Origin of the sequence: Streptomyces sp. NPDC057654, assembly GCF_042800135.1 — a bacterium.
Taxonomy (GTDB): Bacteria; Actinomycetota; Actinomycetes; order Streptomycetales; family Streptomycetaceae; genus Streptomyces.
This window is the reverse complement of record NZ_JBHVHQ010000427.1, coordinates 1-7,072: the sequence shown is the minus strand read 5'-3', so window position 1 is coordinate 7,072 and position 7,072 is coordinate 1. Positions and strand designations below refer to the sequence as shown.

Genomic DNA, 7,072 nt, shown 5'->3' with positions numbered 1-7,072 from the left:
ACGGTGCGGTATGCCCGCACGGGGCGGTGCTGCGCCCCGTGCGGTGCTCTGTTGACGTGCTGGGGGTATGCCGATGCGGTGAGGCTCGGACACGGCCCTGCCCCCGTGGAGCGGCGTCGGCCTCAGACGATCCGCCGGACGAGGCCGTCCGCGGTCTCCGGAGCCGTGGCGAAGGCGAGGGCGTCCGAGACGAACCGGGTGACGGCTTCGTCGGTCATCCAGGCCATGTGCGGTGTCACCAGCGCACGCGGGTGGTGGCACAACAGATCGTCCGCGGGCAGTGGTTCGGTGTCGAAGACATCGAGGGCCACTCCGCCCAGCAGGTCCGCCGCGAGCCGCCGGCGCAGCTCGGCCATGTCGATCAGGGCGGCCCGCGCGGTGTTGATGAGAAGGGTGTGCGGGCCCAGCAGGGCGAGCCGCCGGGCATCGAGTACCGGCGCGGCCCCAGGAACGGCACGCAGGTGCAGGCTGACCACATCCGCTTCGGCCAGCAGTGCGTCCAGCGGCATCGTACGGACGCCCGCGGCGCGCGCGGCTTCCTCGTCCAAGCGCGGTGACCAGGCAGCCACCCGCATGCCGATACCGCGCGCCAGCGCGGCCACTCTGCCGCCGATGCGCCCCCACCCGACGATTCCCAGGAGCCTTCCGGCGGCCTCCCGCCCGGCGGTGGGCCGCCAGTCCGGAGCGGCGCCGACCGCGGTGGGCACGCGGCGGGAGAGCATGAGCAACAGGGTCAGGGTGAACTCGGCCACCGAATCGGCCGCGAGCCCCGGGGTGTCATACACCTCGATCCCGGACCGGCCCAGGGCCGCCGTGTCCACGTCGGCGCCGAACGGCCCGGCCACCACGACCCGGCGGGGCCGTTCCGCCAGCAGTGCGCCGGTGTCCAGTGGTGGTGACGCGAAGAACCGCAGCACCGTGTCAGCGCCGCGGATGCGCTCGGCGAGCTGTCCGGAGGTCGTGTACGGCTCGGTGCTGAGCTGCACCGCCGTGCCTCCGGGGCAGCTGCGGACGATGCCGCACAGTCCCGGGTACCCCCGGCATTCGGGCATGACAATGCGTCCCCCTGACAAGCTTCCCTCCCAGTACTGGCCGCCGAGGCGGCCCGGTCAGCGAACGGCGAGCCGGATTCGGCAGGTCCACCACCACGTGGTCTGCTCGTCCATGCGGGCCGTGGTGACCTCCCGCAGCCTGGTCAGGCCGAGGACGTCCTCGCCGACCCCCTGTTCCCGCAGTGCCGGGATGCCCCCTTGGCTCGCCGCGAAGTCCACGAACCGGTCGGCGCCCCCTGTCTCCTTCATATGCAGGCACACCTCGTTGACGTGCCGGAACAGGCCGCTGTCCCGCAACCGCCCCAGGTGTTCCTCCTTGCGGGCGAAAGTCGGCCGGAGACCGCGCTCGGCCTCCAGCGCGGTGTGCACCGACTCGAACTCGCGGTAGGCCGCGTCGACCTCGGGGTCGACGGCCGGAGGCCAGTCGAAGTCGAACGCGGCGAGAACGCCTCCGGGCCGGAGGATACGGGCGATCTCCGGAAAGGCACGGGCGGCGTCGAACCAGTGGAGCGCATGGCTCACCGAGACGATGTCCGCGCACTCATCGGGCAGCCCCGTCTCCTCTCCGGTGCCCTCCACCACCCGGATGCCCCGGCGGGCGGCGACCGCGCGCATCTCCGCCGAGGGCTCCACCCCGATCACGTCGTCCCAGAGCGTGGCGGACAGTCCGGTGCCGCAGCCGAGGTCCACCACGGCCGGATCAGCCTTCCCCGACCATTGCCCGAGCAGTGCAGCCAATTCTTTGGGAGGCTGCGGGCGCACTCGATCGTAGAATTCTGCGAATTTACTGAAGCGTTCTGTAGAACTAGCAACCATATTCGCCATGCGAATGAAGTTACCATTGGCAACTCACAAGGTCCACAGTGACGTGGAGCACAGTAAAATCATCGCAATACACGGGCATGTAAAACCAAAACCAAAACAGCCAGACCCATGATCAAATATATGTTTACGCAGGTCACAGCAGCAATCAAGGACTCACTACTCGACTCATTCGGCACGCCCGGCCGACTCCGGAACATACCGGAAATCCGGCTTTTCATTGAATCCACACATTGACCACAAGGATTCACCGAACAGCCGCGGGCAGTTTTATCGAATAATGTTCCATATTGCCGGAGGCGCTCAACCGCAGGACCGCCGACACGGCCAGGAGCGGGAATCGGAAAATCCATTTGTGTCGCGCTCGGGAATCACGCACGGGGCGGGGCGGCATCCGAGGTGTGGCGAACCAAGAAAGAGGGAACGTGCCGTACGGCCGGCTGTGCGCGGATGTACGCGGCTGAGCCGGCGTCTACCGAAATTCGGCGCGACGCCTCGCGGGGGCAGGCGTCGGGTCCGGGGCAGGCGTCGGGTCCGGGTCCCGGGCCGGATCCGGGGCAGGCGTCGCCGGTGCGGCCAGGCGGAACAGGACGTCGTGGTCCGGACTACCGGGCGGGACCTGGTAGATCACCAGCCGCTGCCCTTCGCTGCGGGCTACGTCGAAAGCCTCGTAGGTCAGCTCCAGCCGGCCGACGTCCGGGTGCCGGTAGACCTTGCGGCCATTGGTGCGGGCGCGGACGTCGTAGTGCTGCCAGAAGTCCGCGAACTCGTCGCTGTGCCGGGTGAGTTCCCCGATGAGCTCGCGCAGTTCCGGAGCCTCCGGGTGGACGGCGTCCGCGGCGCGCAGGTGCGCGACCACCCCGCGGGCCACCCCCTCCCAGTCCTCGTACAGCAGCGGGGCCGCGGGGTGCAGGAACGTGTAGCGCGCGGTGTTGCGACGCCCCTCCGGCCAGTCCTCGATCCCCGGCAGCAGCCTCAGCCCGGAGGCATTGGCCGCCAGGAGGTCGCTGGAGCGGCTGAGTACACAGGCGGGGTAGGGCGACACCATCTCCAGGACCCGGCGCACCTCGGGCCGCACCCGGCGCGAGGCGCGGCGGGGCGGGCCCTGGCCGGACAGCGGCGGCGAGGAGTCATGGGACAGCTCGGTCAGGTGGCGGTGCTCGTCGTCGGTCAGCTTGAGCACCGTGGCGATGGCTTCCAGCACCGCCGGACTCGGCCGGCACTGCTTCCCCTGCTCCAGACGCCGGTAGTACTCGACGCTGACCCCCGCCAGGATGGCGACCTCTTCACGGCGCAGCCCCGCGGTGCGGCGATGTCCCGCGGACGGAGGCAGGCCGACCTGCTGCGGCGTGATCCGGTTGCGCCGGCTCCGCAGGAACTCCCCCAACTCCGTCGTGCCTCCCGTGCCTCCCACCCGTGCAGTATGCGGGAAGCCGGTTCCTGTCTGGGAGGCCCTGCCAGGGCCCCTCAGACAGAGCCTCCCCGGCAGGCGGCCCGTACCCGAGGCTGAGCGGTACCGGTCGACGACATTGCGAGTGGAGTACACGGTGACGGTTGCGGGGCGGGCGTCCGAGGCCTCGGCGGCAAGGGGAAGAGCGGGACTCGTGCTCGCGGTCTGCTGCACGAGCGTCTTCCTCGGCAATCTCAACAACACCGTGCTCAACGTGGCGCTGCCGGCCATGCAGCGGGATCTGCACAGCCCGCTCTCCGGACTTCAGTGGACCACCGACGCGTACCTCATCGCGCTGGCCGCGCTGCTGATGCTGGCCGGCTCAGCCGGTGACCGGCTGGGGCGCCGCCGGGTCTTCCAGACGGGCCTGGCTCTCTTCACGTTCGGCTCGCTGCTCTGCGGGCTGGCTCCCGGGCTCAACTGGCTGATCGCCTGCCGCGTCCTGCAAGCGGTGGGGGCGTCGATGCTCAACCCGGTGGCCATGTCCATCATCACCAACACCTTTACCGAGCCGCGCGAGCGCGCTCGGGCGATCGGCGTCTGGGGCGCGGTGATGGGCGTCGCCATGGCGGTGGGGCCCCTGGTGGGCGGGGTGCTGGTGCAGGCCGCCGGCTGGCGCTCGATCTTCTGGCTCAACCTGCCGATCGGGGTGGCGGCCCTGATCTGCGCGGCGCGTTTCATCCCGGAGTCCCGCGCCCCGCACCCCCGGCGGGCCGACCCGGTCGGGCAGCTCCTCGTCATCGCGTTGCTGGGAACGTTGACCTATGCCGTCATCGAAGGGCCGAGCACCGGCTGGACGGCCCCGCTCACCCTCGGCTGCCTGGTGACCGCGCCGGTCGCACTGCTCGCTCTGCTCCAGTACGAGCGCCGGCGCACCGAACCGCTGGTGGACCTGGAGGTCTTCCGCGACAAGGGGTTCAGCGGCGCCGGCGCCATGGCCGTGCTCTCCTTTTTCGTCCTGGGCGGTTTCCTCTTCCTCAACACCCTGTACCTCCAGAACGAGCGCGGACTCGGAGCACTGGACGCCGGCCTGTACCTGCTCCCCATGGCCATCCTGAACATCGTCACCTCCCAGCTCTCCGGCCGCATGACCGCCGGCCTGGGGCCCAGGCTGCCGCTGCTGCTCGCCGGGGCCGCCACCGCCCTGGGCGGGGGTCTGTTCGCCGCGGCGGACGCCGAGACCAGCAACGCGTTGCTGTTCCCCGCCTACTGCCTGATCGGAGCCGGGGTGGGCCTTGCCAACACCCCCGTCACCAACGCCGCGATGGCGAGGATTCCCAAGGAGCGCGCGGGGGTGGCCGCCGCGATCATCTCCACCAGCCGCCAGTTCGGGCAGGCGCTGGGAGTGGCCGTACTGGGCGCCGTGCTCACCACCGGCCTGCGCCACTCCGGCTCCATCTCCGGCTCCGGCTCCGGCGCCGGCTACGTGCAGGCGGTACGCCCCGCCTACTGGATCATCACCGCCTGCGGTGCCGCCATCGTCCTGCTCACCCTGCTCACCACCGCCCGGCGCCGCCCGCCGATCGCCCCTGCGGTGACGCTCCCGGAGCGCCCCGCCCGGGAGAGCATCACCTGATCACTGGCCGGGATCGCTCGAAACCTGATCTTCAGCAGAGTTTCGGCTCCCACCACGGGCACAAGCCGCGGGACAGCCGGTAACGCGGCCTGTTCCACGCGGCGTTCCGCTCAGCGGAAGGATCGCCCCCGCGCTGTAGCCGACCGGTCACGGAACGGCCCCAGAAAGTGCGCGCACGCCCCTCGTGGCGGCGGTGTGTCGTGCCCCACACTGGCATGTGGTGCCTGAGTCCTCGGAGCGCGGGTCCGGTCAACCGAATCCGGAGTCCCCCGCGGAGCCGCTCTTGATGTCCGGGACGGACGGCGGCTCGGCCGCAACCGTGCCCGATCCTTCTGCCGCCCGTGCAGCGATCACCCTGGAGGTCGCCCCCGTGCAGACCCAGACCCTGACCGACGCGGCACCGGCCGTCGTGCGACAGGCCGACCCGCCCGCGTCCGAGATGTTCGGTGAGGAAGTGCTCCCCGACCCGCCCGTACGGCCCGACACCAGTGGACCTTCCTCCGACCTGTTCCGCCAGTACCTCCGCGAGATCGGCCGCATCACCCTGCTCACCGCCGCCGAGGAGGTCGAGCTGGCCCGCCGCGTCGAGGCGGGGCTGTTCGCCGAGGAGCGACTGACCTCGGCGCCCGATCTGGACTCCCAACTAGCCCTGGATCTCGATAAGTTGGTGGTCCTGGGCCGGATGGCCAAGCGCCGCCTCATCGAGGCCAACCTCCGCCTCGTCGTCTCCGTCGCCAAGCGCTACGTCGGCCGCGGGCTGACCATGCTCGACCTGGTGCAGGAGGGCAACCTCGGTCTGATCCGCGCCGTCGAGAAGTTCGACTACGCGCGCGGCTACAAGTTCTCGACGTACGCGACCTGGTGGATCCGCCAGGCCATGTCCCGCGCCCTCGCGGACCAGGCCCGTACGATCCGGGTCCCGGTCCATGTCGTCGAACTGATCAACCGCGTCGTGCGCGTCCAGCGCCGCATGCTCCAGGAGCGCGGCTACGAACCCTCGCCCGACGAGGTCGCCGCCCACCTCGACCTCACCGAGGAGCGGGTCAGCGAGGTGCTGCGCCTCGCCCAGGAGCCCGTATCGCTGCACGCGCCCGTGGGCGAGGAGGACGATGTCGCGCTCGGCGACCTCATAGAGGACGGCGACGCCGCGTCCCCCGTCGAGTCGGCGGCGTTCCTGCTGCTGCGCGAGCACCTCGAAGCGGTCCTCTCCACGCTCGGCGAGCGCGAGCGCAAGGTCGTGCAGCTCCGTTACGGGCTGGTGGACGGCCGCCCGCGCACGCTGGAGGAGATCGGCCGGATCTTCGGCGTCACGCGCGAGCGCATCCGCCAGATCGAGTCCAAGACCCTCAACAAACTCCGCGACCACGCGTTCGCGGACCAGCTCCGCGGCTACTTGGACTGAGCGCGCGAAACCGGCCCGTACGCGCTCGTATGCGCGGGTCGAGGCCGGAGGAGGCTATGCCTGACCGTCCCCGAACGCGCCGGGATGGATCTGCTCGCGGACCGCGACGTACTGCTGGTGGACGGCCTGCCCCACGGCCAGCTCCTCGCCGGGCTCGAAGACCTCACTGGCGGCGGCGGGCCAGCGCGGCGGCTCGTGCGGCGAGAGGGAGCCCTGCTGCGCGCCCAGCGCCCACGCGGCCTGCCGGGCCGCGCCGATCGCGGTGTAGTCCGCCGGCTGCGGGACGATGACCTGCGCGCCGAAGAGCGCGGGCGCTATGGCCCGTACGGCCGGCAGCCCGGCCGCGTTGCCCAGCAGAAACACGCGCCGCACCTCGACGCCCCGGCTGCGCAGGACGTCAAGGGCGTCCGTAAGACCGCACAGCATCCCTTCGAAGGCGGCCCGCGCCAGGTGCTCGCGCTTCATGCTCTCGCGCCGCAGCCCCGCCAACGTGCCCGCGGTGTGCGGGAGGTGGGGGGTCCGCTCGCCTTCCAGGTAGGGGAGCAGGACGAGGCCGGAGGCGCCGGGGGTGGAGGCGAGGGCCAGCTCCGAGAGCCCGTCGAGGTCGGTGCCGAGCAGTTCGGCGGTGCCGCGCAGCGCCCGTACGGCGTTGAGGGTGTGCACCACGGGCAGGTGCATGCCGGTGGCGTCGGCGAAGGAGGTGATGGTGCCGGTGGAGTCCACCAGGGCCTCGTGGTGCACGGAGAAGACCGAGCCGGAGGCGCCCAGGG

Annotated in this window: 6 protein-coding genes; 2 read left to right on the top strand and 4 right to left on the bottom strand. The window is 70.8% G+C overall.

Annotated elements, in window-relative coordinates; genetic code table 11:
• Window positions 1-122: 122 nt before the first annotated feature.
• From ACFU99_RS26635 to ACFU99_RS26625, 3 genes are all read right to left on the bottom strand, one after another.
• On the bottom strand, window positions 123-986 hold the full coding sequence (locus ACFU99_RS26635) for an NAD(P)-dependent oxidoreductase (RefSeq protein ID WP_384396388.1): 864 nt from the start codon (window positions 984-986) through the stop codon (window positions 123-125).
• 123 nt (window positions 987-1,109) lie between these two features.
• Complete coding sequence (locus ACFU99_RS26630) at window positions 1,110-1,790, bottom strand: class I SAM-dependent methyltransferase (RefSeq protein ID WP_384396386.1); 681 nt, start codon at window positions 1,788-1,790, stop codon at window positions 1,110-1,112.
• Window positions 1,791-2,346: 556 nt separating this feature from the next.
• Window positions 2,347-3,288 carry a helix-turn-helix transcriptional regulator gene (locus ACFU99_RS26625; protein WP_384396383.1) on the bottom strand — a complete coding sequence of 314 codons (942 nt, stop codon included), beginning with the start codon at window positions 3,286-3,288 and terminating at the stop codon, window positions 2,347-2,349.
• Window positions 3,289-3,478: 190 nt separating this feature from the next.
• Here ACFU99_RS26625 and ACFU99_RS26620 point away from each other — a divergent pair, with 190 nt between their 5' ends.
• Both ACFU99_RS26620 and ACFU99_RS26615 read left to right on the top strand, forming a co-directional pair.
• Window positions 3,479-4,900 carry an MFS transporter gene (locus tag ACFU99_RS26620; RefSeq protein WP_384396380.1) on the top strand — a complete coding sequence of 474 codons (1,422 nt, stop codon included), beginning with the start codon at window positions 3,479-3,481 and terminating at the stop codon, window positions 4,898-4,900.
• Between the two features lie 220 nt (window positions 4,901-5,120).
• Window positions 5,121-6,302, top strand: a complete 1,182-nt coding sequence (locus ACFU99_RS26615; protein ID WP_384396378.1) for a sigma-70 family RNA polymerase sigma factor — start codon at window positions 5,121-5,123, stop codon at window positions 6,300-6,302.
• A 54-nt stretch (window positions 6,303-6,356) separates the two neighbouring features.
• On the opposite strand, the gene ACFU99_RS26610 is transcribed toward ACFU99_RS26615, so the two are convergent.
• A partial coding sequence (locus tag ACFU99_RS26610) for an FGGY-family carbohydrate kinase (protein WP_384396375.1) occupies window positions 6,357-7,072 on the bottom strand: 716 nt, incomplete at its 5' end.